Origin of the sequence: Dasania sp. GY-MA-18, assembly GCF_024734385.1 — a bacterium.
Taxonomy (GTDB): domain Bacteria; phylum Pseudomonadota; class Gammaproteobacteria; order Pseudomonadales; family Dasaniaceae; genus Dasania; species Dasania phycosphaerae.
Genome location: NZ_JANHAP010000008.1, coordinates 29,024 through 53,682, shown reverse-complemented (window position 1 = coordinate 53,682; position 24,659 = coordinate 29,024). Strand labels below are relative to the sequence as shown.

The following is a 24,659-nucleotide window of genomic DNA, read 5'->3' as shown; positions in this document are numbered from 1 at the left end:
GTAGAATGCCCCGCGATATTGAATAGCCAACCAGAGCACAACATGGATTACGAATTTACCCTAGATGAATACGACCGACCTATAGCCGAGTTTTCTAGTGGCTTTGAAGCTTTAGGCCGCTGGCTATCCGAAGAAGTGAGTAATGATGAACAACAAATAGAAGAGCTACTAGACATTATTACTCAGCTAGAACAAAAAAGAATCAACAGCCGCCAACTCTTCGGCCGCGACGCCCAGCTCACTCTCAGCCATAACGAAGTAGAAGCCATAGCCCTAGCGCTAACAGAAGACAGCAGCTATGAGCTACCGGAAGACACCCAGCTTTATAATGACGAATCCGAAGCCAGTTGCGGCTTATTAGATTTTAAAGAAGCTGTTTTGGCTTGGCAGCAATTTATTAACGAATAGTTTTGCTGGCAAAGCTAAAATATAAAAAACTGGCCTTGAAGATAACATCGAAAAAAACGATGGCTATTATTGGCAAACCAATACATAACAACAATTAGCAACGCTGACTACAGTGGGCTAGCCCAACTTCCCTCACTACCTTTCACTAGTGTCAGCTTAAAGTATCATCCCGGTGATATCCAAAACATTCGCTTCGCTTATGGGGCATGTTCTGCCGGGCTTCGACCCGGCACCCACGAAAACTAAAATATCCGAGCAATCCTCAGCGTGTGATTAGAATGCGCCATAAAATTGCCACTTTTTAAAAGTCACTTTTTAAAAGCCTGTATTAAAGAAATACTACGAACTCCGTAAACCTATGGGTACCGGCTCAAGGCCGGCACGACAGCCTGAAAGTGAATCATAAATCTAAGCCAGGTGTATTCTATTCACTATTGATAACGTCAAATACATAGCATTACGATTTTAACCGGACACTAGTGTCACTACCTTCTCAATCACAACAGACTATTAAGCCATCACTGCACAAAGCTTGCCTCTTCAGCCCCAGTCATTATTACCGGTTTGTAAAAGTGAATTGCAGTATGGCCATGTTATCCCTTCACAGAAATTGCCATAGTATTCTTTTATATTAAACCTCAAGCTTAAAAAGCTTACAGCCCATAGGCTGCAGAGACCAAAGAATACTTAGCATGTGATGACACCGTAAAAGTGGCAGGCTTAGCATTAATTATTTAATCAGTAGACCGTATTGTTAAAGATAATTTGCCATTAACAGCCTCCCCCTTTAACAGTGAAATCTAAGTATATTTAGAAAAACACATTTATATAAAAGGAAGGTTTTATGTCTCATAAGTATTCAGGTGGCTGTGATCATATACACACCCACTCTAATAACGACCCAATAGACAATCACACTTGTCACTGCTCTGTATGTAAAGGCGTTACCGGTCAAGACACTACCCACGTGGTGTTTTTTAAGCACAGTGATTTAGCAGTAGATGATATCAGCAAGCTTAATCGCCAGCCATTTAATGCTAACAACCCTAACGGGCCATTAGAATTATGTACCTGTGCAGAATGTGGCACGCCTATCATGCTAGACGATAAAGAAAGTCGTATACGCGTTATTGTGCCTAACCTAATGGGTTATAACGCCGACGACCTGCCTGCTACCTATCACGCGTTTTTTGACCCCGCGTCAGGCGTAGCAAAACCAAACGATGGCCGCCCCGTTTTTGAAGGCTTGCGCCCAGAGTTTGTTTGGCCAACTCCCGCATAAAAATTGGCTAGTTGCAGCATAGCTTTGGATTAATGCCAGGCTATGCTGCCGCTCTAACCCGGCTATAAAACAATCAAGCTTTGCAGCTAGCACTAGCAAACTTACTATCCTGCAATTGAATATTGACTAAATTTTTAAATTATACTTTCAAACCTAGCCTTGTTATTTTTTGAGCTAACAAAATCAATTTGGGCTACACAATATGCTTAGCCAAATAATCGACCAATAACCTAACTTTTAACGAGAGTTGGCGATTATGAGGGTATACCGCCCACACCCATTCATCGGGCTCCCTATAATTATCTAACAGGCTAACCAAGTTGCCGTCATTAATATGATCTTGCACTAAGTAATCGGGTAGCTGCACTACGCCCAAGCCTTTTAAAGCTGCATCGAGTACACCCAAGCCACTGTTGTAACGAAAGCGGCTAGTAAAGCGGATAATCTTTTCCCTGCCGTTTTCCCTAAAGCGCCAATAATCTAAAGTCCCTAAAATACAGCTATGCTTTTCCAGCTCTGATAAGGAATCAGGCATGCCATATTGATTTAAATAGGCCGGTGATGCACACACATAGTTAGTACGCTTGCCCAATTTTTTGGCCATCAGCGTGGAGTCAGTTAAATTACCTATGCGTATCGCTAAATCATAGCCTTCCTCAACCAAGCTAATCGTTTGATTGCTAAGAAAAACCGACACCTCAACCTCGCTATACAGCTGCATAAAATCATTAATCAGCGGTAGTATCAGCCTTTCCCCATAGGTCACAGGTATGGTTAACTTAATCTTGCCTTGCGGCTTGGCCTGCAAGTCACTTACCGCACGTACGGCTGTGTCCAGGCCATCTAATACGCTTCGGCAGTGCTGATAAAAAACCCGCCCCTCTTCCGTTAACGACACTTTGCGGGTGGTACGGTAAAACAGCTTGGTATTAAGCCGCTTTTCTAATGCGCTGATTTGGCGGCTCACCTGCGCGGTTGATATAGCCAGTTTTTTCGAAGCCTGGGTAAAGCTCTCGGCCTCTGCCACCGCAACAAATTCATTAATGCCTTCCCATATCATGCCAGCCACCTTATGTAACAATAATCATCGAATGTACCACACTAGCAACATAGGAGTAACAATAACTGCCGCCACAGGGCGTACAGATTGCTTTTTAAGGCCACTTCCAGCCCACGCAAAAATGCTAAACCATTGATTTAAAAGGTAATAACTAAGTAATTATTACATATAAGTAAAAGTGATTTGCAATATAAACCCATTATCTCAATAGGCAAAATCACCTACACTAGCTTATCGCTAACAGCCATCGCGCTGCTAGCTGTTACCCCTGTACCTAGCAAATAAGTGAGAAACCCATGACTGATCAATTTATTAAATCTAAAGCCGCTATAGCCTGGGGGCCTGGCCAACCTCTATCCGTTGAAGAAGTGGATGTCATGCTGCCCAAAAAAGGCGAGGTATTAGTTAAAATTTTAGCCTCTGGCGTTTGTCATACTGATGCCTTTACCCTTTCTGGCGAAGACCCCGAAGGTATTTTCCCTTGCATACTAGGCCATGAAGGTGGCGGTATTGTTGAGCAGGTAGGCGAAGGCGTAACCAGCGTTAGCGTTGGTGATCATGTTATACCGCTATACACACCCGAGTGCGGCGAGTGTAAGTTCTGTTTATCCGGCAAAACCAACCTCTGCCAAAAAATACGCGAAACCCAAGGTAAAGGCCTAATGCCCGACGGCAGCACCCGGTTTTATAAAGACGGCCAACCTATCTTCCACTACATGGGTTGCTCTACTTTTTCTGAGTACACCGTATTACCCGATATTGCCCTAGCCAAAGTAAACCCTGAAGCACCTTTAGAAGAAGTCTGCCTGTTAGGCTGCGGTGTTACCACCGGCATGGGTGCAGTTATGAACACCGCTAAGGTAGAAGAAGGCGCCACCGTCGCCATCTTTGGTTTAGGCGGCATAGGCCTATCAGCCATTATTGGTGCCACCATGGCCAAAGCTTCACGCATTATCGCCATAGACATCAATGAAAGTAAATTTGAGCTAGCCAAAAAATTAGGCGCAACCGACTGCATCAACCCACAAAACTACGACAAGCCCATACAAGAAGTCATTGTTGAGCTGACCGATGGCGGTGTAGATTACTCTTTCGAATGTATAGGTAATGTTAACGTCATGCGCTCAGCCTTAGAGTGCTGTCATAAAGGTTGGGGTGAATCCGTCGTTATCGGTGTAGCTGGTGCTGGCCAAGAAATATCTACCCGTCCCTTCCAGCTAGTAACTGGTCGAGTATGGCGCGGCTCTGCCTTTGGTGGCGTTAAAGGTCGTTCAGAATTACCTGGCATTGTAGAGCGTTACCTACAAGGTGAGTTTAAGCTTGACGACTTTATCACTCATACCATGTCTTTGGATGAGATTAATAACGCCTTCACATTATTACACGAAGGTAAAAGCATACGCACCGTTATCCATTTCGATAAGTAAAAGTGATCACCAGGGCTGCCGCTTAGCAAGCAGCCCTTAAGGATAATTTATGAGCATAGAAAATATTGCCGTCAATAAAAGTTTTGGTGGTTGGCACAAGCAATACAACCATCAGTCCACCAGCCTAAACTGCGCCATGCGTTTTGCCATCTACCTGCCCCCGCAAGCAGCTAGCGGCGAAAAAGTCCCGGTACTGTATTGGCTTTCGGGCTTAACTTGCAGCGATGAAAACATGATGCAAAAAGCCGGTGCCCACCGCATAGCCGCAGCACTGGGCATAGCCATAGTTGCCCCCGACACTAGCCCCAGAGGCGAAGACGTAGCCAATGACGAGGCTTACGACCTAGGCCAAGGCGCAGGCTTTTACGTTAACGCTACCCAGGCTCCCTGGAGCAGCCACTACCAAATGTATGATTACATTGTTAACGAGCTGCCAGAGTTGATTGAAGCCAACTTCCCCGTCTCTGATCAGCGTGCTATTTCAGGCCACAGCATGGGCGGGCACGGTGCCTTAGTGATTGCCTTGCGCAATGCCGATCGCTACCGCTCGGTATCGGCCTTCAGCCCCATTAGCAATCCGATTAATTGCCCCTGGGGTCAAAAAGCTTTCACCGCTTATTTAGGTAGTGATAAAGATAGCTGGGCACAATATGATGCCAGCGAGCTTATGCGGCTAGCAACACAACATGTGCCCGCTAAAGTTGATCAAGGTGAATCCGATGACTTTTTGCAAGAACAGCTAAAGCCAGAAACCTTAGCAGCTGCCGCTAAAACTAATGATTACCCATTAGAGTTAGACCTGCATACAGGCTATGACCACAGCTACTATTTTATTGCCAGCTTTATTGAAGACCACCTGCGTTTTCATGCTAAGCATCTGAGCCACTAAAATTGCTAAGCTGTAAATCTGTAAACAAAAAAGCCCCTCTTAGGAGGGGCAAACGAAGCAGCGCAAAGATTCGACTTAATGCTTCGGGGATAGTCTATTAAACACTACGCTTGAATATTCTTAGGAAATAACAGCGTAGTCGCTATAGTAAATGCAATGGTCAGTAGCACCGCAATAATTACAGCCAAGGTAAATTGTGGTAACCCGCCGCTATCCATAGCATAGCCTGCAATAGCTGGGGCCACTGCTGTGCCCCCCATGACCGCGGCACCCGCAGCAGCAGCCACACGCCCTTTTTCATCAGCGGCAGCCGCAAAACACATAATACAACTGTAAGTAAAAAAGTGAGCCGTGGACCAAATAATAACTAAAAACGAGTACACGAAAACACTGTGGGTTTGGCTCACAACAATTGAAATCGCACCGCTAACTATAATGCCAGCAATTAATAACAGCGCCTTGCCAAATTTATGCATTAGCCACAACATCAGCAAAGGCCCTAATAAAGACATAGCCCCGTGTATGCTAAATAAAAAACCTATATCGGTAACGGCCATGCCCAGGCGATTACTGCCTATACTTTCGGCAAAAACCCAGAGCATGGTATCCCTAACAAAATAGCAAAACATCATCACGATAATAACTAAGGCCAACGGTTGCAATAGCACTTTAAACTGACCTTTATTTGAGTGGTCATGCTTAGCCTCACTCTTGGCCGGTGATAATCTGGCTATCGCAGGTAGCATCAACAAGTGTAAAGCTACCAAGCCCAGCAAAGCGCCCGGCAAAGACCACGCAACGATAAGCCTGGGGAATATATTTAGCAGCAGCACCATTAACACCGTGCCTAAAAAAACCACCTTATTAAACACTTCATCGGCATTACCTTTCATGGCCGCAACAGAGGCATTACCCGCCGCCAAAGCCACACCGTAACCAAAGCCTGCCACAGCTAAACAAACATAACCGGCACTTAATGAGTCAGTAAAAACAACTGCAAGGTTACCTATGGCGACGATCACTACAGCCCATATAGCCAATAATCGCTTAGAAAACTTATCTATAACCGGAGCCAGCACTAACGAGCCTAAACACATGGCCGCCAGCTCTACAGTAATCAACAAACCCGCTTCCGATTCAGATATAGAAAAATGCTTAACAATGGCCGAAAACAAAAAGGGTAAAATTAACAAGGGGGCGAAACCTACGCCGTACATAGCAGCAAAAGGCCCTAACACCTCTTTGCTTAGGTAAGACTCTATAAACTTTTTCACAATCCCTACACCTCTCGTTTGCTTCATTATTATAGTGGCAGCTAATCTACTGCATTTGCTTGCTAATTACGATATAGCGCTTTGCTTACCCTTAATATTGCCCATAAGGGTGTATAGGCTTAAAAATTAAGCTGCGCCCTTAAAAGCAAGCATTTATATAAGTCATCGCTTAATTATCCGCCTGTGCTTATTAATTTTTAATAGAATTTAACGGCAATAGTTAACATCATGCTATCATCAAAAAATAATAAAATTGGCAGGCAAAAATGAATTCTAGCAATAGCCCTAATTGGAACCACAAGATAGCCGATATTATCAGCGCCATAGGTACTGATGATTTCCCCCAGGCCTTATCAGACTCACTGCTAAGCATAGTCAGTGACTTATCCATTCTGTTATTTGTCTGCCCTAAAGAGCAGCAGCCGTATATTCTGTTTGATAACTACCCCAAGCGTCTACATGAGATAAATACTACCGGCTGGTTGGCTGGCGCTTATCTATTAGACCCTTTTTATAAAAAATGTTTTGACGGCGATGGCCCCGGGTTATATCACCTGCTAGAGCTAGTGCCCGAAGGCTTCTTGGTTTCTAAGTACTACCACTTTTATTACTCGCGCACGCAGTGCCGCGACGAGGCTTGTTATCTTACTCATATAGGCGATGACTTAAGAGTCAGCCTATCCATAGCTAGAGTCGAAAACAACACCCCTTTCACCAGTGCAGAAATAGCCACACTGAAAGCCGTAGAACCCATAGTGCTTAATGCCGTTCAAAAACATTTTAAGCTGGTGCAAACACAAGCAAATCAAGAGCGCAGCCAGCTGCATAGCCAGTTAAAATCAGGCTTAGTTGCATTTGGAACCTCGCTACTAACCGCCAGAGAGCGAGATATTATTCAGCTGATTTTGCACGGCCACTCATCCAAGTCTATCTGCAAAGATTTAAATATTTCCTTGGACACCGTAAAAATGCACAGGCGCAATGCCTATCTTAAACTTAAAATCTCTAAACAGGCCGAGCTGTTTTCGCTGGTATTTTCAGCGCTACCCTTTATAGAGGTAGACCCAGGTAAAGACCCCTTAGCGCTTTACCTGGCTAGCGTAAGCGAACCCTAAGGCAACAGCCCTAGGCTTTTGCCAGGGCTCTGACCTGCTCAATCGCGGTCGCTATCACCTTAGCCTGATGCGGTAATACCTCTTGGGTATAACCCAAAGAGTCACCAAAGACCTGAAATGGATTCACTAAATCCAGGGTGATAGCCGACAAGCCCTCCAAAACAGCCAAGCCCATATACGGAGTAGAGGCCAAGTCATAACCGCCCTCTTGGCATAACACCAACCGCCCTTCACAAAGCCTCTCTGCCGCCTGCCGCACCGTGCTGGCCATATGCCTAAACCCCTTGGGGGTAAGCGCCATACGGCCCAAGGGATCATAGCAGCCCGCATCTAAACCACTGGCTACAATAATCATTTGCGGTTGATAAGCCTCTAAGGCGGGTATGACCACTTCATCAAAAACCGTGGCATAGGTAACATCCCCTGAGCCCGGTGGTAGCGGCACATTAATATTATAACCCTCACCCGCGCCTTCACCTTTATACTCAGCTGTACCGGTATCTACCTCTAAAAAACTGTAGTGCTGATGTACCGAAATGGTTAGCACTGAAGGGTCTTGCCAAAAAATTTGCTGGGCACCATTACCATGATGCACATCCCAATCGATAATAGCGACGCGCTCAAAGCCACCCAACTGCAATGCTTGTTTAGCCGCCAAGGCGACATTATTTAAAATACAAAAACCTGCACCGGTATCGGTTTCGGCGTGATGCCCCGGCGGCCGCACTAAAGCATAGGCATTGCTCACCTCGCCCGACAGCACTTTTTCTACTGCCGTAATGGCACCGCCTGCGGCTAGTTTAGCAATATCGAAGCCGCCCTCAGCAAACACAGCACCCTCGCCCCCTACCCCTGCAGGCAGGCTATTTTGTTTAGCCAAGCTGTCATAATAGGCCTTGCTATGCACCGATAAAATTTCTGCCTCAGTAGCAGGCCTAGGCTCTATATGGCTAAGCTTTTTTAACAGCCCTGAGTGACTGAGTAAATTATAAAAGCGGCGCTTAATATCAGGCCTATCGGGGTTGCCGCCGGGTTCTATAAGGAAAGGCGGAAATGCCTGGTTGAGGCTGTCATACCAAAAGTAGCTTTCATCAAAAACAAAACCGGTTTTCATCATCACCCCACTTATTGTCGCTATAAAAACCGCAATAAAATCACCGCGTTATAGCCAATTATCATTCAGGCTTTAGTCTTCAATAAAGCCTGCCACTTCGAGACTCAGAGTAACCAAGCCGCTAGGGCTAATGAATTACCCTTAAGAGTGTATTCGCCAAGTTAAAGTATCAAAACCCTACAGGCAAAAAACCGGTTTAAGACCAATGCCTGGCACTTAAACCGGTTACTTAAGCCTGTAAGACTAACAGCGATTAATCACCAAATTTATAATCCACACTTAAACCTATATAACGCGGCGCGCCGGGCTTAAGCTGCTTGGAACCTAAAAACTCCAACTGGAAACCTGAGCCGTAATACTCTTTATCCGTTAAGTTTTTAGCAAATAGCGCGGTAGTCCAGCGGTCATCTGCCGAAGCATAAGACACGCGAGCACCCCATAGCGCATAAGAGTCCTCTAGTAGCAGATCCTCATTGGTGGGCTGAAAATAAGTTTTGCTCTGCCAAGACACATCCGTTTGCAGCGCAATAATCGCACCGCTGTCCAGTTCAAAGTCATAGCGCACTAAACCAGAGAACTGCGTTTTGGGGGTTAGCGAAATTTGATTGCCCGAGTTATCACCAAAAGCGGTTACAAACTCATCGTACTCCGCATCTACCCAACCGGCATTAAATTGCAAATACCATGCGTCTGTAGGTGTGGCGATTACCTCTATCTCTATGCCCGGCATTTTGGTTTCACCGGCATTGGTTAGCGTAGTGGTATTAGCTGAAGTGCCCGCCACGGGGATTAGGTTAGTGTTTTGCTGATCGGTATACTCGTAATAAAATACCGCACCGTTTACCCGCAGCGCGCCATCCATAAAGTCGCCTTTAAAACCCACCTCTATTGCATCCAGCAACTCTGGGTCTACGGGCTCTAGCTTGGCATTAAAAGCATCCACCGAGCTTTGACAGCGCGATGTGCCCGGCGCTTCTGCACCGGGGCAAATTAAACTGCCACCTGCGCCATCCGAAGGTAGGTACTCATCCAAGAAAGCAGCGCCGTTAACATCACCGCCTTTAAAGCCTCGGGCGATAGAGGCATAAATTAAGTGCCCATCTTCGGTGTTGTAATCCACAGAAATACGGCCGGTGATTTCATCCCAGTCTTTAGCAGTAGGGGTGCCTATAACTACGCCGTGGGATTCATCGATACCCCCGGCGGCAGCACGAGCATCGGCCAGTGAAAACAGCGGGCCATCGCCTTCATTGTTAGTCATATTGGCAATCAAGGGCATAAAGCCATTGTACTTATGTACCTCTTTTTCCTCGTAACTCCAACGCAGGCCTATAGTAGCGCCCCAGCTTTCATTAAAGTCGTAGTCGTACTGGCCAAATAAGGCATAGCTGGTGGTTTCTACTTCATGCTCATTACCTTCGCCCGTACCCCAAAAAGGGTTAGTCCACATTTGGGCACCCTTTACTTTTTCATTGTAATAATAAGTACCCACATGCCACATAGAAACGTCGCTTTGATTCGCTATACCCAGCTCTTGGCTATACCAGCGAAAATCATCGGCATAAAAATCGTTCTCTACGCCAAAGGGACCGTCATCGGTATCATCATAACGGCGCAACGAGGCCTCATCGTAAGAGCTTGCTGAATAAAACGACATATCGTAATTAATTTCATAATCCACCCGCACCAATACACCTTCGGTATCTACATGCTCAAAGTCATCGGCTTTTTGGGTTTTATAAATATCGTTATCTTCAACAAAACCGTGATAGGCATCGGTACAGCCAGATCCTATGCCGGGGTTTGCACATTGCGAGTAAGCATAATCCGGGTGGGCAGGGCCTACACCGTTGGGGTCGACTAGCCCCACTTGTTTAAAGGGGGCGGTATCTGGTTCAGCTTTACCATAGTGATAATTGGTTAATATGGTTAGGCCTTCGTTATTATCAAATAATAACTGCGCGCGGGCCGCCAAGTCGTCAATTTGACCCGCCTTACCGTTGCTTGCCGGATTAATATTATCAAAGGGGCCATCACTGGTGGCACGCAACACCGATAAGCGCGCGGCAAATTGATCGCCCAGGCTAAAACCTACCGCACCTTCAACATTTTTGGTGTCGTGGCTGCCCAGTTCTACATTGATATAGCCCGATGTATCCTGCCCTATCTCGGGCTTCACCGAAATAAAGTTAATTAAACCACCGGTAGAGTTACGGCCATACAAGGTACCCTGCGGGCCTTTTAATACCTCTACCCGCTCTACATCAAAAGTGGCAAAACCCTGAGCCACATTGGGGCCTATAAAAACACCATCTTGGTATATGGCTATGGGGCCATTGTTAATAGGGGCAAAATTATTAGTACCTATGCCGCGCATATAAGGTTGTGGCGAGGCTCGGCCAAATTCGGTATGCCAGGTAAAGTTAGGCGTGTATAAGGCGATATCGCCTGCTTCATTAACCCCTAAGTCGGTCATCATCTTACCCGATAGCGCGGTTACTGCTATAGGTACATCCTGTGCTGTCTCAGCCTGTTTACGCGCCGAAACAATTAACTCTTCCAACGCTAAAGCATTGGCCATGGGCATCATAGCTGCCTGAGCCCCTATGCTCACTGCCGCTGCCAATGCTAATTTCTTACCATTATTATTTTTCGTCATGTAATTCACCTAAATGTTAAGCAATGCCTAATTGTCTTAACAATCTAACGGTGAACATTAGCTTAATTAATTACCCTAAAGTGTGTATTAATAAAAATACCTAGCCACTACTCAATACAGGCACTTGAAGCATCTTAAAAGCATAAGCGATGAGCGGATTATGGATAAAATACATTTAACTTATGCTATAACTAAAATAATTTTTTAATAGCACAGGCTTATAAAATATTAAAAATCAGTTAGTCATAAATAAGGCGGGAATGGGTAGGTAAAAAACGTAGTAAAAAAGAGCAACACCGTTATAGAGAACCCCGCCCAACATGGTAGGCGGGGCATGGCGCATATAGGCTATTTTTCTAGATATTGATTTATTTTTGTTCTAACTCACGCTGCACCATATAGACCAAAAATGTACTTTTTAATAGCGCTGTTACATATATAGGCGCATATCAGTACTGTAGCGCAAGCAATACAGATTAAACCTTGCTGTATATTTTTTGGCGCTCCACCACCCGTTTTAAATATTCACGGGTTTCTTGGTAGGGCAATTTTTTCACTAAAGTGTCATACACCTGTGCTGGGGTTAGTTGGTTGATTAAGGGTAAAGCTTTGTTTAATTTGCGGCTACCCACAAAAGATTTAGCCACATTACCGGCACCGGTATTGTATGCAGCAATTACACAGTAGGTACGGCTTAAGGGATCTTTAATACCTTTAAGGTAAGAGTAATAAAGAATATTGATATAGGTAGCCCCAGCCTGCACATTATTACCCGCATTAAATAAGTAATCGGCACTAAACAACCTGCCTTCACCATACAAGCGCTGCGACACATCCAAACCAGCAGACTCAGGTACAATTTGCATTAAACCATAGGCCGGAACATGCGAACGCGCCATAGGGTTAAAAGCACTTTCAGTGTGCATAATGGCATAGACCAAAGAGGGATCAACCTGGCTCTTACCTGCATTTTGCAGCACCAACGCCTCGTAGCGAGCGGCGCGGCGGCCTATGCTATTTTGCGGCAACGCGATAGTGATAAGTAAAGGCTGGCTAGCAGGCTTTTGGCTGACAGTTTTTTGTTCACCACTATCTTTGCCTGTTGCGCTAGGCTGTGGGGCTGTATTTTTTGTAGCGCTTGCACTAGCTTGGCTAGCTGATGCCTCAGGGCGCTTAATTACCGCCTGTTTTTTTAAGGTCTCTAGGGATTGCTGAAAGCGCTGCTGCTCAGAGCCCTGTGCCGACGGATCTATAACCTCTTGCAAAATAGCCAAGCGGCTTTGCTCATCGCTGCTAGGTTTAGTGCTACCTACAGCTTTTAACACCGGGTCGGCCTCACGCGCGCTATTGGGGGTTTGCTGCAACATTTTGGCTAGGTTGGCATCTATAAGCTGTTGCAATTTACTGTCGCTAATTGCGGGGTCTAAAACGCTAATGCGAATTTCATTTTTTTCATAATCCACCACGCGCTTGGTTTGCAGATCATCGGAGTATTCAACCCAGCGCTTTTTATCGGTAACTTCTGCATCACCCCACTGCCTTTTAATAGCATTTTTATAATCTTCTAATGCGGCGTAATATTTGCGTTTATAATCTTGATACTCTGCTTGCTGTTGCTGCCGCCATTGTTCAAATTCACTTTTCGGCTGGGCAGTAGTAGCCTTAGCACCATATTGACTCTCTACCTGCTTATCCAACTCTTCAAAGGCGGCATCTATATCGGCAAATACAGGCATAGCCAGCGGCAGGCTTACACTTAATACAGCCGCTTTTAAGTATATTGAACGTAGCGCTAAGCCTGTGTTTTTTGTGTGATCATTTTTCACGGCAATCATCCTAATCTACATTATTTATTAACTATTAATACCGCTACGCGACGGCTTAGTGTGGTTTAGCAAAATAAGTTGTGAACTCTGCTGGCGTTAGTAGGCTTTTTTCCACCATGGCTAAGGTCACATCACCCTCACCATAAAAATTGGGTTTAATTGCGGCACGCAGCTCAGCCAATAATGGCGCGATCTCTTCATCCGTACCGTAAACCTGTTGTTGATAAAGGCCTGCAGTAGCTTCAGCCTGCCCCTCTACCCCGTAAGCTATATAACCGAGAAATCCCTTGGTTAACAAGCCGGAGTAGCCAGACTCTAATTGCTCCAAGTAATAGCTCGCCGCTTTGGAGTAATCCACAGTGTAGCCTGCCGCAATCGCGCTAATATCTGAAAAATAAAAAGCGCCCAAGCGCTCGGTATTGGCCCCCACATGGTAGGTAGCCGGTTCAAAGCCTGGCTCTAGGGCCAGCACGGTGTAACCCGCCACCTGATTGTTGCGGTAAAACACCGTTAACAGGCATTTTTCTAAATAAAAATAATTCGCTACCGTGTGCTCATCAATAATACGCGCCACCTGCGGGGAGCCGGTTTTAGACTCGGCATAGGCCACGGTATTACCCACATGCAAGCTCTCAATAAGCTCATACTCTAGATCATTGGTGTACTGGCGCTGCACATAGGCCACGGCATCGTTAACCAACCCTATGGCCTCGGTGTACTCACCTAATGCGATCATTAATGCCAGCAAGCTAAAAACGATAGTCTTAGCCCGCTGCTTTTGTTCTGAAATGGGTGGAAGTATCATTTATTAGCTACCGTGCTCATTATTTTTGTAATTTATTATAGTTCAAGTTAACGAGAAAGCGTTGTTTAAAAAAACTCAACATCCCGTGTTTTTTCGTTTAAATATCTTAGCCAAATATTCACAATTAAAACATACGTGAACAAATAAGCGGCGCAAACAGTAGTGATTGCTCCCAAAAAAACACTTTGCCTGCAAGGGTTAAGCAAAAAACACCTAATAGCAATTATTTGTTCTTAGCCGTTATAGCCAAAGGAGTAATCAATAACAAACTAATGACAATTAGACTAATACCTGCCGTAGTTAAATTGGCATAGTCTGCCTCACTCAAAAACAAACCACCAACTCCTGGCCCCAGCATTAAGCCCACACCTATAGCGGCATTGGCCAGTGCCAACACTCGGCTAGAAGAATCTGCCGCGGCTATCGCCCCCATAAAAAAAGGCAACATCAAATTCCAGCCAAATAAAAACAAACAAGCACTTACGGTATATAACAGATGGCTAAAGTCTAGCTTAAGCAGTAACACACCCACTACTGCACTGCCCAGAGCAATAACTATAGGCAGTACCCGCCCTAGCCTTACCCCCAATAGCGTGGCAGCCACACCACCAGCAATACCCGCCAATGAGGCAATAGACAAGCTATACCCTATTAATGCCGAGCTAAAGCCTGCACTCACGGCAATACGTTCCACATAGCTCCATACAGCCGTTAAACCTGCATAGGAAATTAAAATAGCCGCTATGGCCAAATAAATAAAAAGCTTAGTTAATTTAAACTTAGCCGTTGCAGCTTGCGACGGCTTCACCTCATCAGCTGCAGCTAGCGGTATAAAAGCAATTAGGCTCAAAGCCAACAGCAACAATACCACTAGCAAGGCAAAAATGGCCGCAGGCCCATAGCTGGCAATCAAATTGGGCAATAAGGCAAAACCAGCTGAGCCCAGCAACAACTGGCCTACTATCCAAAAGCCGTAGGCTCTATCGGGGTTAGTGGTTTTGCCCATGGCTGCAACGACTATTGCAGTGACCGCCCCCGCAGCAAAGCCCGTAATAAAACGCACCAGCGCCAAAACCTCAAAACTTGATAGCAACATGGAAAGTATATTGCCCACTATCATGGCCAACATACCCAGCAGCGTCACTTGCCGCCAATGGCAGCGATGTATCCATGTAATGGCTAACACTGTAGCCAAGGTATAACCAGCCATGTCGATAGCCACCACCCAGCCCGCAGCTTGCTCTGACATGGCTAAGTGATCCACCAAGGCCCCCACAATTAAAGGCAGTAGTAAAATCACTGCGGCCGCTATGGCACCTATGCTGGCCAGCGATAATACAGAGTAGATAGAATTAATATTGGGCTGATTTTTTATGGTTGCTATTAGGCTCATGGGCTTATATTTTTGCTGTTATATCGTTATGTCGATCATAACAAGCTTAGCGAATAAAGGCCTAATTTTACTATCCCCCAGCCAGCCCCCTTGCGACCAACTTTGCCACTTAAGCCAAAGTTCAACTATCCTGAGGTTAACCACCCTATAACACAGCCCTTAACACAGGTGTAGCCGTGAAATTATCCGCCGAGCAATTACGCAGCCAAGTTTTAGAGCAGGATTTTAGTTTTCAATCTACCCGCGAGCTCAGCCATTATAGCGGCATACTAGGCCAACCTCGTGTTACCAAAGCATTAGACTTTGGCCTTAGCATTAACCAACCCGGTTACAATATTTATATTGCCGGTGAAGCCGGTGCCAGCCGCTTTCGCTATGCTCTAGATTACTTACAGCCCTTAGTAGGCCAGCAGCAAACACCACCTGACTGGCTATACGTTAATAATTTTGACAATCCCTACACTCCTAGAATTATTAAAATGCCTCCCGGGCAAGGTGCCCAGTTACACAGGGATATCGATAAATTAATAGATGCATTGATAGACAGCTTCCCCGCCACCTTCGACAACCCTAGCTACCAACAAAAAAAGTCAGCTATACAAAACCGCTTTGACCAAATCTATGACGACGCCCTTGCTGACGTACAAAATATTGCCAGCCAACAGCACATCGCTATGTTTAGCGAAGAAACCAGCGTGACTTTTACCCCCATCATAGACGGCAAAGTCATTGATGAAGCGCAATTTGCCAGCCTTAGCCAACAACAGCTCGCTGATTTTCGCCAGCGTGTGAATCAGCTGGAAGAGTTGCTTAATGAGGCGCTACTGGAACTTCCACAATGGCAACGTGACTTTAACGACCAGCAGCGGCAACTTAGAGAAGCCACCATAGAGCAGGCCTTAAAACCTATACTGCAGCCCCTGCGTCTAAGCTACCAAGGCAACACCAGCATCAGTTTATTTTTGGCACAAATTGCCAAACACCTGCCTAGAGTGATTGAAGAAAACTTTAGTGACCTCAGCAAAACAGAGGCGATAACCTCATCCAAGCAACGCAAACTATTAGAGAGCTACTACACCCCAAACCTGCTCACCAGTGCAATTAAGGATGGTGCCCCCATAGTGCTGGAATCAAACCCCAGCTATCAAAATTTATTTGGTAGAGTCAGTTACGGCAGCGAAGACAGCGGTGGCGCCTATCAGCAAATTACCCCTGGCGCCTTGCACAAAGCCAACGGCGGCTATTTAATTTTAGATATAGAAAAAATCCTACTGGGTGATGGCACCTGGCCAGCGCTTAAACGCATGCTGCGCGATGGCTGCATACATTTAGAACCAGCGCCCGGCGACATACAACTAAGCGGCGTAACACCACTACATCCCGAACCCGTGCCGCTACAAGTTAAAGTTATATTGATAGGCTCAAGAAATATTTACTATGAGTTAGACCAACTGGACCGCGACTTTAACAATCTATTTCGTGTACTGGTAGATTTTGATGACTATATAGACAGCACCCCGCAATCACTTACACAGTTTGCCGAGTTACTACATGCCCGCAGCAGTGAAGCCAATATAGCCGAGCTTACCGTAGCAGCAGTAGCACGCTTAGCAGAACATGCCCATCGCCTAGCAGAACACCAGCAACGATTAAGTGCACGCATAGATGCCATATTAGAAGTTGCCCTAGAGGCTGACTTTGAGCGCATAAGCGGCGGCCAAGAGAGCATAGACGGCCAGCATATACAGCAGGCGATAGCCGCACGTACCTATCGCAATGCCCGCTTGCGCGATCAATTGCTTAAACAAATTTTAGATGGCACCGTGGTGATTAGCAGTGAAGGCAGCACCGCTGGGCAAATTAACGGCCTGTCACTATTACAAGTGGGGGAAATGGTTTTTGGCTGCCCCACTCGTATTACCGCCAGTGTTAACCCCGGCCACCGTGGCGTTATCGATATAGAGCGTGAAGCCGAACTAGGCCAATCTGTACACTCTAAAGGCGTGATGATTTTAACCGGCTATTTAAGCAGTTTTTACGCGCAAAAATTCCCCTTAGCGATTTCAGCGCATATAGCCATGGAACAATCCTATGGCTATATCGATGGCGACAGCGCCTCTCTGGCAGAACTCTGCGCCCTGCTTTCGGCGCTGGTGAACCAACCACTACGGCAAGACTTAGCCATTACCGGCTCCACCAACCAACGCGGTGAAATACAAGCCGTGGGTGGCGTTAACGAAAAAATTGAATGTTTTTTTGATATTTGCGCCGCGCGCGGCCTTACCGGCAGCCAAGGGGTTATTTTACCGGCCAGCAATAAAGATAATTTAATGCTGGAGCAGCGCGTAGTGGATGCCGTAGCTCAAGGCCAATTTGCCATATACACGGTTAGCAGTGTTAACGAAGCCCTAGCACTATTAATAAAAAAAGATCCGGGCAAACTTAACCAGCGCGGCAATTTCCCCAAGGGTACCTTTAATGACCGCGTGGTTAAACAGCTGCAATATTTTGCCAGTATTACGCGTTCAATAAGCGCTGGCGAAACTAAGGTTTAGTCAGTCATTTTTACGGCTATGCAGGCTGTATAGCCGGTGTTTTTTTGATGGGGTTAGGTTGATAATGCATTACCACTATCGCTCGCCCCTGTTCTCTATAGCGCTGGTATACCGCACTCACTGTTTCAGCTTGCTTGTCGGCCAGCACGGCAACAAAGCCCAACGAGCTATATAAGGGCTGTAAATACTCAAAAGGAAAGGTATAAGTATACGGATCAAAATATTGCGCCATTTGTTGTAGCAGTAACCTAGCAACACCCCTGCCTTGGTAAGCCGGTGCCACCGCCACACCCGCTAACAACTTAAAAGTTTTATAATCCCTAAGGTAAGCGCAGGCTATAATTGCGTTGTGCTCATTGCGCACAACCACACAAGGCTCGTGGCGTTTAGCTTTGCCTCTAAAACCATAGCTGCGGTAAAATTTATTGGCTAAGGGCGTTTCTAGCGCTGTTAAGCTGCCTACAGTAAAAATCGTACTGGCTTTCATACTTTTATTTAGCCCTTAACCTAGCCCTTAATCTGTTGATAGCTTTATGCCCAGACCGCTCTGCCAAACTTGCCTACGCCCTTTAGCCAGTTGCTACTGTAGCGCATTGGTAGAGATCCCCAATACCATTAAGGTGCTGATCATACAGCACCCGCTGGAGGCCACCCACCCCTTTAACACTGGCCGCATGGCGCAACTATGCCTAAGCAACAGCGAACTGATTATTGCCGAAACATTAGCCCCTGCTGAAATACAGCGCATACTCAGCACACCCTCAGCCCTGCTTTACCCCTCACTGCCCTGGCTGCCTGCCAGCCCTGAAATTTGCGCAAGCGCTAACAGCAGCGCCCAGGCTATAAAACAACTGATAGTGATTGATGCTACTTGGCGTAAATCCAAAAAAATACTGCACCTGCACCCGGCTTTACAACAATTACCCAGAGTCAGCCTTAGCGGCGATTTAACATCGCAATACCAAATCAGAAAAACCACCGTAAGCAATGGCCTATCAACCATAGAGAGCATTGCCAAAGCCATGCAACAGCTAGAGCACAGCAATGACTTTACCGCCTTGCTCAAGCCCTTTCACAAAATGATCGCTCTGCAGCAAAGCAACTACTAGCAACTAGTCGACACCAACAGCTCATAAGCGATCAAAATTTAACCGCAAATTACCCCTTTAGCCATAGACAACAATAGGCACTTGTGGCCTAATCGCGGGCTTTTCAAAAGCCAAGGCCTGCGCCCCATAGGGCGTGTGGCCTATAGCAACACACAGTGGCTAGCCAGCTAGCTTTAGCGGCAGCCATCACAGGTAATTACAGCAGGTAAGTATGAAAGGTATAGGCATCGATTTTGGCACCTCCAATTCAGCGGTGGCTGTTTATGATGGCAAGCAGGTACAGATGATAGCGGTAGAGGCCAACGCCCAAACCGTGCCCACAGCTATACATCTAGATCGTAGCTTTCAAGCGCTCACCGGTTCGGTGGCCATACAAACCTATGTAGAAGAAAACTCAGACCGCCGCGTAGAGATAACAGCCAAAGTGATTGCCGAGGTAGATACCGACCTAAGCGGCGGCACCGATGGCGAAGCTAGTGCGCCACTAAAAATTTATGGTGCCGCCGAAGATCACGGCCTGCCCGGGCGTTTATTTTTAGGCATCAAACGCTTGTTAGGTAAAGAAAGCATACGCAGGCTAATGGTGTTTGATAAACCCTACCGGCTAGTGGCATTAATTACCCCCATACTATTAACGTTTCGTAACGCCATTAGCGCGAGCGCAGGCCCTATTGCTAAGGGCATATACATGGGCCGGCCGGTAGAGTTTGAAGGCAGCGATACTGGTAAAAACGCACTGGCCACCGACCGTATTCAGGAGGCCAGCGGCTACGCCCAATTAGGGCAAGTCACCTTTTACCCCGAGCCCGTAGCGGCCTGCCTAAGCTTTGTGCAAGCCAATAACATTAAAGATGGCAGCACCATCTTAACCGTAGACTTTGGTGGCGGCACCCTTGATTTGTGCCTGGTTAACTATCAAGACAACGACTTCCAAGTCTTGGGCACCGAGGGCGTAGCCTTGGGTGGCGACTATATAGACCAACTTATTTTTAAAAAATTAATCTTTCCAGAACTGGGCAAAGGTGTGCTGTGGACACGCATGGTAGATGGCAAACTGGTTAGTACCCCCTTCCCCTTTGACCAGTATGAAAAAGCACTACTCAACTGGACCATCACCCATACCTTAAATCAAAACCAGCACACAGCCACCATTGCCGAATACCTAGCGCAAAACACCGCCGAAAAAGAAAAACTACAACGCTTACAAGAAGTAATACGGCACAACTACAGCTACAGTATTTTTCAACATATTAAAGCCGCTAAAATAGCGCTATCGGATGTTGAAAGCACCGTGCTTGAAATCCCCGAGTTGCAACTGAGCATAGCGCTAAACCGCCAACAATTTAATAACATTATTGCCGAGGTTATAGAGGAGCTACAGCACTGTATTGATAAGCTACTGGCCAACACCCAAATAGATGCTAATAGCCTCAATTATGTGGTACGCACAGGCGGCTCATCACACATAGCCGCCGTGCTGCAATTATTAGAGCGCGAGTTCCCCAACAAAGTTGTGCAACACGACAGCTTTACCAGCGTAGCCAGCGGTTTAGCCATAGCCAGCTACTATGGCTATACCTGCAAACTGTGATTACTAAATAAGAAATCGCCACAAAGGTAAAAAAGCGCTAAGCCCAAAGTGACTAACTTAAAAACAGCCATCACGACTACCGCCTACTAGCCGGGTAGCAATGTAGTCGCGTTATCAGCATACTGACTTTAAGCGATAGACTTATTTAGAGCGCATATTCATGAAACCTCATTACACTTTACGGCAAGCCATTATCAGCGCACTTGCAAGCGATTTAGCCGCTGCCGCACAAGCGGCAGAATCAGCACGGCAAACCGCAACCCATAAAGAATCTATAGCCGAAAACAAATACGACACCTTTGGCCTAGAGGCATCGTATTTGGCCCATGGCCTATCCATACGCGCCGAACAATCACAACAAGCCATCGCCCTTTATAACGCACTGCCATTTAAAAACTTTAGCAACAGCGACACCATCGCCCTAACCGCAGTAGTGACTTTATTAACAGATAATGGTGAAGAAAAAGTATTTTTTATTGGCCCAGAAGCCGGTGGCTTAAGCTTCACCTGGCAGGGCAAAAACGTAATGCTAATAAGCCCTAAAACCCCTTTAGGCAGCAAGCTTATTGGCAAACAAGTAGATGATAGCGTAACAATAATAGTTGCGGGCAAGCCCGTGAACTATGAAATAGTAAAACTAGAGAGCTAACGATAGCCCTGCCTCCGTACCGTCATACCGGAAAAAGCCGGTGCCCATAACCACCACATCGTCATACCGGCAAAATCCAGTATCCATCACCACCACACAGTCATACCAGCAAAAGCCGGTATCCATAAGCTCCCCCCGCCGTCATACCGGCGAAAGCCGGTATCCATCACCACCACATCGTCATACCGGCGAACGCCGGTATCCATAAGCTCCCCCCGCCGTCATGCCGGCGAAAGCCGGTATCCATTCACGCCACCAGCAACAAAGCCTAAGCCCGCTGTTTACACTACAAACACCTAGCCCGTAAAAAATCCAACGCCGCCACATCCAAGCCACTCTTTGAAAGATAACTACGGCCGCTCTTATGGCTAATCACAAAACCCCTCTCAGTTTCCCGCAGCTCACTAATATCACCCCAAGCTATACACTGCTGGTGGTGCTGGCTATCCGTACTAATCCCCTGCGCATCAAGGCGTAAATTGACCTTACTGCCCGAGGCACGGCCAAGCATCTGCCGGGCAACCCACCAGCCACGCCGGTAACGCACTGAAAACACCTCAACCACAGCAAGTGCCAACATAAACCAGGCAATATAGGCACTCACCGCCATAAAAAATAAACCAACCGCAATAAGCAACAGAACAATAGCCTTGTAGTAAGCCCTAATACCCAACGAGGTATTTGCAGACTCATCAAAACACTCGCTAAAGTAATCACGATTAAGAATATAGTAGCTGCTATGGCTGGGGGAATTACTGTTATCGGCTGATGTTTGTTCGGGCATATTGGGCGCTGCTGCTAGTAAAAAGTGAGAAATAACCAGTGTAACAAATTCGGCTGATATTAACTTGCACTGTATAACCCTGTACTAGGCGAAAAATATCATTGGGAGCATAAGCCTAAATATTACCCGCCTCCACTAAGCACCTTATAGATATAGTTGTAATGGCCGCGGCTACAGACTAGTAATTCATCAAGCAAGAAACAGTCTTTGGCCGTCATATCACTAGGCGCAGTCGATTGTTTGATTCCCATGGTTCGCTTATCTTTCTTTAAATACCTATACATGGTTTCAAAGCGTTGATTAAAATCTATTGCTTGGGCACGTAAATCATGAAAAATATAATCGAAATTGCCATAGGTTAAGGTAACACCCGCCAAGCCTATCTCAATCATCTTATTTAAGTAATGCCCATAAGCTTTAGCTAAATAAGCATCCACCTCCGTATTATCGTAAACCGGCAGCTGCATAGTATTGCTAGCATCAAGCACAGCAACACCCAATGATGCATTAGCTTTATTACCCATAAAGCGATAGTGCATATCGCCGCAGCTAACAACCTCTGCTTTAAAATCACAGTGGCTAAGGCCAGCATCGCTAACAGCAGCCGTGGCTGGGCTAGTAGCTACACGCTGCTTTGTGGTTTTAGTAGCCATCTTTATGGTGATGCCCAATTTGCGCGCATGAGGCTTTAGCAATAAGGACTGTATTAAAGGCGTGTTTTTTTGAAAGTCGTTAAATTTGGGTAAACTTTTACCTTCACTACTGGCTTCGATTTCACAATACAGCTGCTCGTTATAGGTTTTCGCCATCGAGAAGCAAAATTGACTGGCTTGGCTGTTTGTGGAAAAAACAAGCAATAGCAGAAACAGAAAGTGGGTAGGCAGTGGTGGCATAGTTATATTTGCTTAAGTTAATTGCATAGATTGTAGTGTTTCATAAACCGCAGTCAAAATATTAGCTTAAAATGCAGCGCTCTCACCATCAATAATTTAGTTTTACTCTAGCCCGAATGGCACTAAATTAAGCAAAAAATTTGAGTCCTTCCGACCCCCGAGCCGGAACCCAGCTGCTGTTATGGATATCGGCCTTCGCTGGTAGGACTTGCCCATGGGCGTAACGAATACCTTGAGCTTGCCGAAGCGAAAAAGCAATAGAGTGTAACCGATATATCCTTTAGTTTTTAGTCGCTTGCTTCTAGAAAAAGACTATGGACACAGGGTCGGAGCCCGGTGTGACGTTAGGGGTGTATAGCGAGTAAAGCCTGTGCAGTAAAGCGTAACGCTAGTGAGTAAATAATAGGATTTTTCCCTACTAATGCTATGCTAATTAATGGCCACGCCCGGCCTGTACTTTGATAACACAATTTAGGTTTAGCCATGAGCAATAAAGCCGATAGTAACAACAGTAATAACCAGCCCTCCAATTACGAAAAGGTACGCGCCGAACAACTGGAGTACAACACAAAACGGGCTAAGGGCTACCGCGAGCAGGCGTTAAAATTATTCCCTTGGATTTGTGGCCGCTGTGCCCGTGAGTTTACCCGTGCGGGGCTATCGGAATTAACTGTGCATCATATAGATCACAATCACGATAATAACCCTAGCGATGGCAGCAATTGGGAACTGCTGTGCATTTACTGCCACGACGAAGAGCACAGCAAACACGAAAACTTAATTCGCTATGGTAGCAGCACTGAACGCAAAACTGCCACCGCCACCCATAAGCCTTTTGCTAATTTAAAAGATATACTGAAGTAAAACTTGTGAGATTACTCAAGTATAACTACCATTCAAAATCACAAGCAGTGCACCGATAACCAGGTAATTCGCGGCCTTTTTCAATCAAACAACCGTCTAATACAACCACACCACAAGCCATGGCCTCGGCGAGCGCACTAGACCACACTGGCATTCCTCTTATTATTTGCGCACCAGCCCTTTCCTTACAATTCGGGCACTTCCTTGGTTGTTTTAAGTATTTCATCATAAAACCTTATGGCCTAACTTTATAAACTCATCCCAGCCCCATTAAACTTCAACCACTTTTTCTGTTCTTCGTAGTTAGGCAAGGCTTTCTCAACTGCACGCCAAAATGCTGGCGTGTGATTAGGATTTTCAATATGAGACAGCTCATGCACAACGATGTAGTCTAGTACTGACAACGGCAGCATGGCACATTTCCAGTGGACATTAATCATGCCAGTGGCAGAGCAAGAGCCCCAGCGATTTTTTAGCTCCATTACTTTTACACGTCTAGGTGATACGCCCAGTCGTGGGGCATATTGATCTATGCGTTCATCTAATCGGGGTTTTAGTTTGTTTTTATAAAACTCTTGAAAGTAGCGCTCGGCTTTGGGTACCAAATCTTTAACTAGACAGAACTTGCCTTGTTTTAAGGCCAGGGGAACCCCTTGGGTTTTAACTAACTCTAACTGGTAACGTCGCCCCAAATATAAAAAGCTTTCACCATTCACGTACTCACGATGAACACGTGTGCGGTTTAAATCTTCCCATTCGGCCAGGTTTCGGTATATCCAGCTGCGCTTTTTCTCTAGGGTTGCCTGCACCCTTTCCATATCGAAAGGCTTAGGTGCCAGCACAGATACACTACCATCACGCTCTATATAAATGCTTGTGGTCTTGCGCTCACTCTTTTTTAGTGTGAACTCAATATCTTTATAGGTATGTACCTTTTGTGATGGCTCTCTAGCTGCAACCAT

At 46.0% G+C, this 24,659-nt stretch carries 21 protein-coding genes; 10 read left to right on the top strand and 11 right to left on the bottom strand.

Features of this window, described 5'->3' with window-relative positions; all coding sequences use genetic code 11:
• Positions 1-42: 42 nt before the first annotated feature.
• A complete protein-coding gene (locus NO559_RS10585) occupies positions 43-408 on the top strand; it encodes a YacL family protein (RefSeq protein WP_258331799.1) in 366 nt (121 codons plus the stop codon).
• An 844-nt stretch (positions 409-1,252) separates the two neighbouring features.
• The gene (locus tag NO559_RS10580) at positions 1,253-1,690 is read left to right on the top strand and encodes a GFA family protein (protein ID WP_258331798.1); all 438 of its coding nucleotides are present in this window, start codon (positions 1,253-1,255) and stop codon (positions 1,688-1,690) included.
• Between the two features lie 193 nt (positions 1,691-1,883).
• On the opposite strand, the gene NO559_RS10575 is transcribed toward NO559_RS10580, so the two are convergent.
• A complete protein-coding gene (locus tag NO559_RS10575) occupies positions 1,884-2,750 on the bottom strand; it encodes a LysR substrate-binding domain-containing protein (protein WP_258331797.1) in 867 nt (288 codons plus the stop codon).
• Positions 2,751-3,046: 296 nt separating this feature from the next.
• Between NO559_RS10575 and NO559_RS10570 the strand changes: the two genes are divergently transcribed.
• Together NO559_RS10570 and fghA are read left to right on the top strand one after the other, a co-directional pair.
• On the top strand, positions 3,047-4,177 hold the full coding sequence (locus tag NO559_RS10570; protein ID WP_258331796.1) for an S-(hydroxymethyl)glutathione dehydrogenase/class III alcohol dehydrogenase: 1,131 nt from the start codon (positions 3,047-3,049) through the stop codon (positions 4,175-4,177).
• A gap of 49 nt (positions 4,178-4,226) precedes the next feature.
• Positions 4,227-5,066, top strand: a complete 840-nt coding sequence (gene fghA / locus NO559_RS10565) for an S-formylglutathione hydrolase (RefSeq protein WP_309149066.1) — start codon at positions 4,227-4,229, stop codon at positions 5,064-5,066.
• A gap of 104 nt (positions 5,067-5,170) precedes the next feature.
• On the opposite strand, the gene NO559_RS10560 is transcribed toward fghA, so the two are convergent.
• Positions 5,171-6,340 carry an MFS transporter gene (locus NO559_RS10560; protein WP_258331795.1) on the bottom strand — a complete coding sequence of 390 codons (1,170 nt, stop codon included), beginning with the start codon at positions 6,338-6,340 and terminating at the stop codon, positions 5,171-5,173.
• Positions 6,341-6,606: 266 nt separating this feature from the next.
• Here NO559_RS10560 and NO559_RS10555 point away from each other — a divergent pair, with 266 nt between their 5' ends.
• A complete protein-coding gene (locus NO559_RS10555; protein ID WP_258331794.1) occupies positions 6,607-7,455 on the top strand; it encodes a LuxR family transcriptional regulator in 849 nt (282 codons plus the stop codon).
• A gap of 10 nt (positions 7,456-7,465) precedes the next feature.
• On the opposite strand, the gene NO559_RS10550 is transcribed toward NO559_RS10555, so the two are convergent.
• The 5 genes from NO559_RS10550 to NO559_RS10530 all read right to left on the bottom strand — a co-directional run bounded on the left by NO559_RS10550 (position 7,466) and on the right by NO559_RS10530 (position 15,252).
• The gene (locus tag NO559_RS10550) at positions 7,466-8,572 is read right to left on the bottom strand and encodes a class II histone deacetylase (RefSeq protein WP_258331793.1); all 1,107 of its coding nucleotides are present in this window, start codon (positions 8,570-8,572) and stop codon (positions 7,466-7,468) included.
• A 250-nt stretch (positions 8,573-8,822) separates the two neighbouring features.
• On the bottom strand, positions 8,823-11,228 hold the full coding sequence (locus NO559_RS10545) for a TonB-dependent receptor (RefSeq protein WP_258331792.1): 2,406 nt from the start codon (positions 11,226-11,228) through the stop codon (positions 8,823-8,825).
• A gap of 476 nt (positions 11,229-11,704) precedes the next feature.
• Positions 11,705-13,054, bottom strand: a complete 1,350-nt coding sequence (locus tag NO559_RS10540) for a murein transglycosylase domain-containing protein (protein ID WP_258331791.1) — start codon at positions 13,052-13,054, stop codon at positions 11,705-11,707.
• A 55-nt stretch (positions 13,055-13,109) separates the two neighbouring features.
• Positions 13,110-13,859: an ETEC_3214 domain-containing protein gene (locus NO559_RS10535; protein WP_258331790.1), complete on the bottom strand. Its 750-nt coding sequence runs from the start codon at positions 13,857-13,859 to the stop codon at positions 13,110-13,112.
• Between the two features lie 223 nt (positions 13,860-14,082).
• Complete coding sequence (locus tag NO559_RS10530) at positions 14,083-15,252, bottom strand: MFS transporter (protein WP_258331789.1); 1,170 nt, start codon at positions 15,250-15,252, stop codon at positions 14,083-14,085.
• 176 nt (positions 15,253-15,428) lie between these two features.
• On the opposite strand from NO559_RS10530, the gene NO559_RS10525 reads away from it, so the two are divergent.
• A complete protein-coding gene (locus tag NO559_RS10525) occupies positions 15,429-17,807 on the top strand; it encodes a Lon protease family protein (protein ID WP_258331788.1) in 2,379 nt (792 codons plus the stop codon).
• A gap of 16 nt (positions 17,808-17,823) precedes the next feature.
• On the opposite strand, the gene NO559_RS10520 is transcribed toward NO559_RS10525, so the two are convergent.
• Positions 17,824-18,294, bottom strand: a complete 471-nt coding sequence (locus tag NO559_RS10520; RefSeq protein ID WP_258331787.1) for a GNAT family N-acetyltransferase — start codon at positions 18,292-18,294, stop codon at positions 17,824-17,826.
• Between the two features lie 46 nt (positions 18,295-18,340).
• On the opposite strand from NO559_RS10520, the gene NO559_RS10515 reads away from it, so the two are divergent.
• From NO559_RS10515 to NO559_RS10505, 3 genes are all read left to right on the top strand, one after another.
• The gene (locus NO559_RS10515; RefSeq protein ID WP_258331786.1) at positions 18,341-18,916 is read left to right on the top strand and encodes a tRNA-uridine aminocarboxypropyltransferase; all 576 of its coding nucleotides are present in this window, start codon (positions 18,341-18,343) and stop codon (positions 18,914-18,916) included.
• A 211-nt stretch (positions 18,917-19,127) separates the two neighbouring features.
• Positions 19,128-20,507: an Hsp70 family protein gene (locus tag NO559_RS10510; RefSeq protein ID WP_258331785.1), complete on the top strand. Its 1,380-nt coding sequence runs from the start codon at positions 19,128-19,130 to the stop codon at positions 20,505-20,507.
• A gap of 160 nt (positions 20,508-20,667) precedes the next feature.
• Positions 20,668-21,156 carry a GreA/GreB family elongation factor gene (locus NO559_RS10505; RefSeq protein ID WP_258331784.1) on the top strand — a complete coding sequence of 163 codons (489 nt, stop codon included), beginning with the start codon at positions 20,668-20,670 and terminating at the stop codon, positions 21,154-21,156.
• 286 nt (positions 21,157-21,442) lie between these two features.
• On the opposite strand, the gene NO559_RS10500 is transcribed toward NO559_RS10505, so the two are convergent.
• Both NO559_RS10500 and NO559_RS10495 read right to left on the bottom strand, forming a co-directional pair.
• Positions 21,443-21,940: a YcxB family protein gene (locus NO559_RS10500; protein ID WP_258331783.1), complete on the bottom strand. Its 498-nt coding sequence runs from the start codon at positions 21,938-21,940 to the stop codon at positions 21,443-21,445.
• 122 nt (positions 21,941-22,062) lie between these two features.
• A complete protein-coding gene (locus tag NO559_RS10495; RefSeq protein ID WP_258331782.1) occupies positions 22,063-22,749 on the bottom strand; it encodes a hypothetical protein in 687 nt (228 codons plus the stop codon).
• Positions 22,750-23,316: 567 nt separating this feature from the next.
• Here NO559_RS10495 and NO559_RS10490 point away from each other — a divergent pair.
• Complete coding sequence (locus NO559_RS10490) at positions 23,317-23,697, top strand: YajD family HNH nuclease (protein ID WP_258331781.1); 381 nt, start codon at positions 23,317-23,319, stop codon at positions 23,695-23,697.
• A 248-nt stretch (positions 23,698-23,945) separates the two neighbouring features.
• Here NO559_RS10490 and NO559_RS10485 read toward each other — a convergent pair whose 3' ends face one another.
• Positions 23,946-24,659 (bottom strand): M48 family metallopeptidase, encoded by a 714-nt coding sequence (locus tag NO559_RS10485; RefSeq protein ID WP_258331951.1) that lies wholly within the window; start codon positions 24,657-24,659, stop codon positions 23,946-23,948.

What these genes read in the sequence shown, in the direction of transcription:
- NO559_RS10550 (WP_258331793.1), bottom strand. Translation starts at nt 8,572, where the DNA reads ATGATGAAAACCGGTTTTGTTTTTGATGAAAGCTACTTTTGGTATGAC.
- NO559_RS10520 (WP_258331787.1), bottom strand. Translation starts at nt 18,294, where the DNA reads ATGAAAGCCAGTACGATTTTTACTGTAGGCAGCTTAACAGCGCTAGAA.
- NO559_RS10575 (WP_258331797.1), bottom strand. Translation starts at nt 2,750, where the DNA reads ATGATATGGGAAGGCATTAATGAATTTGTTGCGGTGGCAGAGGCCGAG.
- NO559_RS10505 (WP_258331784.1), top strand. Translation starts at nt 20,668, where the DNA reads ATGAAACCTCATTACACTTTACGGCAAGCCATTATCAGCGCACTTGCA.
- NO559_RS10495 (WP_258331782.1), bottom strand. Translation starts at nt 22,749, where the DNA reads ATGGCGAAAACCTATAACGAGCAGCTGTATTGTGAAATCGAAGCCAGT.
- fghA (WP_309149066.1), top strand. Translation starts at nt 4,227, where the DNA reads ATGAGCATAGAAAATATTGCCGTCAATAAAAGTTTTGGTGGTTGGCAC.
- NO559_RS10545 (WP_258331792.1), bottom strand. Translation starts at nt 11,228, where the DNA reads ATGACGAAAAATAATAATGGTAAGAAATTAGCATTGGCAGCGGCAGTG.
- NO559_RS10490 (WP_258331781.1), top strand. Translation starts at nt 23,317, where the DNA reads ATGAGCAATAAAGCCGATAGTAACAACAGTAATAACCAGCCCTCCAAT.
- NO559_RS10555 (WP_258331794.1), top strand. Translation starts at nt 6,607, where the DNA reads ATGAATTCTAGCAATAGCCCTAATTGGAACCACAAGATAGCCGATATT.
- NO559_RS10485 (WP_258331951.1), bottom strand. Translation starts at nt 24,659, where the DNA reads ATGGTTGCAGCTAGAGAGCCATCACAAAAGGTACATACCTATAAAGAT.
- NO559_RS10580 (WP_258331798.1), top strand. Translation starts at nt 1,253, where the DNA reads ATGTCTCATAAGTATTCAGGTGGCTGTGATCATATACACACCCACTCT.
- NO559_RS10585 (WP_258331799.1), top strand. Translation starts at nt 43, where the DNA reads ATGGATTACGAATTTACCCTAGATGAATACGACCGACCTATAGCCGAG.
- NO559_RS10530 (WP_258331789.1), bottom strand. Translation starts at nt 15,252, where the DNA reads ATGAGCCTAATAGCAACCATAAAAAATCAGCCCAATATTAATTCTATC.
- NO559_RS10510 (WP_258331785.1), top strand. Translation starts at nt 19,128, where the DNA reads ATGAAAGGTATAGGCATCGATTTTGGCACCTCCAATTCAGCGGTGGCT.
- NO559_RS10570 (WP_258331796.1), top strand. Translation starts at nt 3,047, where the DNA reads ATGACTGATCAATTTATTAAATCTAAAGCCGCTATAGCCTGGGGGCCT.
- NO559_RS10535 (WP_258331790.1), bottom strand. Translation starts at nt 13,859, where the DNA reads ATGATACTTCCACCCATTTCAGAACAAAAGCAGCGGGCTAAGACTATC.
- NO559_RS10515 (WP_258331786.1), top strand. Translation starts at nt 18,341, where the DNA reads ATGCCCAGACCGCTCTGCCAAACTTGCCTACGCCCTTTAGCCAGTTGC.
- NO559_RS10500 (WP_258331783.1), bottom strand. Translation starts at nt 21,940, where the DNA reads ATGCCCGAACAAACATCAGCCGATAACAGTAATTCCCCCAGCCATAGC.